Source organism: Pseudoduganella sp. RAF53_2, from assembly GCF_052113985.1.
Lineage (GTDB): Bacteria > Pseudomonadota > Gammaproteobacteria > Burkholderiales > Burkholderiaceae_D > Rugamonas.
Genome location: NZ_JBFRDW010000935.1, coordinates 1 through 1,590 on the forward strand (window position 1 = coordinate 1; position 1,590 = coordinate 1,590).

The following is a 1,590-nucleotide window of genomic DNA, read 5'->3' on the forward strand; positions in this document are numbered from 1 at the left end:
GTATTCGAAGAAGGCCAGGCGCTGCTGAAGAAAATCATCGATGGCCGCTGGCTGACTGCCAACGGCGTGATTGGCCTGCTGCCGGCCAACACGGTCAACGATGACGATATCGAGGTGTACACCGACGATACGCGCTCGGAAGTGGCCTTCACTTACTACGGCCTGCGCCAGCAGGGCTTGAAGCCGGTGATCGATGGCGTGCAGCGACCGAATCAGTGCCTGGCGGACTTCATCGCGCCGAAGTCGTCCGGCAAGCAGGATTACATCGGCATGTTCGCGGTGACGACGGGCCTGGGTATCGAGAAGTATGAGAAGCGCTTCGAGGATGCGCACGACGATTACTCGTCCATCATGCTGAAGTCGCTGGCGGACCGTCTGGCCGAAGCCTTCGCGGAATACATGCACGAGCGTGTGCGTAAAGACCTGTGGGGCTACGCGGCGGATGAGACGCTGTCGAATGAGGCGCTGATCAAGGAAGAGTACAAGGGCATTCGCCCGGCGCCAGGCTATCCGGCCTGCCCTGAGCATACCGTGAAGGCGGATGTGTTCCGTGTGCTGAATGCCGAGGAGATCGGCATGGAACTGACCGAGTCGTTTGCGATGTTCCCGGGTGCGGCCGTTTCGGGCTTTTACTTCGCGCACCCCGAGTCGAAGTATTTCACGGTCGGCAAGATCACCGAGGATCAGCTGAACGATATGGCGGCACGCCGTAACGTGCCGCGCGAGCAGCTGGAACGCTGGCTGGCACCAAACCTGTAAGCCCTAACTGCGGGTCAGACCCAAGGGTCTGACCCTGGGTTTAGGGTTTAAGCCTGCTGCGAACGGAACCGCCAGATCGCCAGCAGAATAAAGGCCGCAGCGAAACCAAGCTGCACGCCGCTGCTGGCGAAGGCTGCATCCATGCCCAGGCCGCGCCAGGTCATCGCATCCAGGCCATCGACCGCCCAGCGCGTCGGCACCACCACCGTCAATTTCTGCATCCACTCCGGGAAGATGAACGACGGCACCCACGCACCACCCAGCATCACCAGGATCAGCGTCGCAAACACCGCCATGCCGCGCGCGGCTTCCGGGGTTTTGCCGAAGGCTGCGATCAGCAGGCCGAAGCTGGCGGTCATCAGCGCAAAGCTCAGCGCCACCATCACGAAGCCGACCGGATTCGAAATCTGCACGTGGAAGATGATCACGCCGCAAGCAAAGATCGCAAGCACCAGGCCCAGCGCAATGATCGCTGCGGACAGCGCGCGCGACATCAGCACTTCCGTCATGGTCAGCGGCGCCGCCAGCAAGCGGTTCCAGATGCCCATACGGCGCGCCAGCAGGATGCCGATGCCCATGTCCACGCCCATGAACAGGATGAACTGCACGCCCATGCCAGCAAATGAGTGGGCGTAGCCGTTGTACTTGGGACCGGAGCTGAGCGCATTGTCCCTGGTATCGAAAGGCATGGACAGGCCGCCCTTGCCCGCTTTCGATTCTCCCGCCGGCGTGTCCGCCTTCGCATCCTCGGCTGCCTGGAATTTCTTCAAGCTGCCGAGGAAGTCGCGCAAGGATGCGTCGGAGTCATTCTGCTCCAGCTTCCTGATACTC

The 1,590-nt window shown here is 61.5% G+C and carries 2 protein-coding genes; one reads left to right on the plus strand and one right to left on the minus strand.

Going from position 1 to position 1,590, the window contains the following annotated elements:
- On the plus strand, positions 1–759 hold a 759-nt coding region (locus AB4Z11_RS31175), incomplete at its 5' end, for a vitamin B12 dependent-methionine synthase activation domain-containing protein (protein WP_442029978.1).
- Positions 760–806: 47 nt separating this feature from the next.
- On the opposite strand, the gene AB4Z11_RS31180 is transcribed toward AB4Z11_RS31175, so the two are convergent.
- On the minus strand, positions 807–1,590 hold a 784-nt coding region (locus AB4Z11_RS31180; RefSeq protein WP_442029979.1), incomplete at its 5' end, for an ABC transporter permease.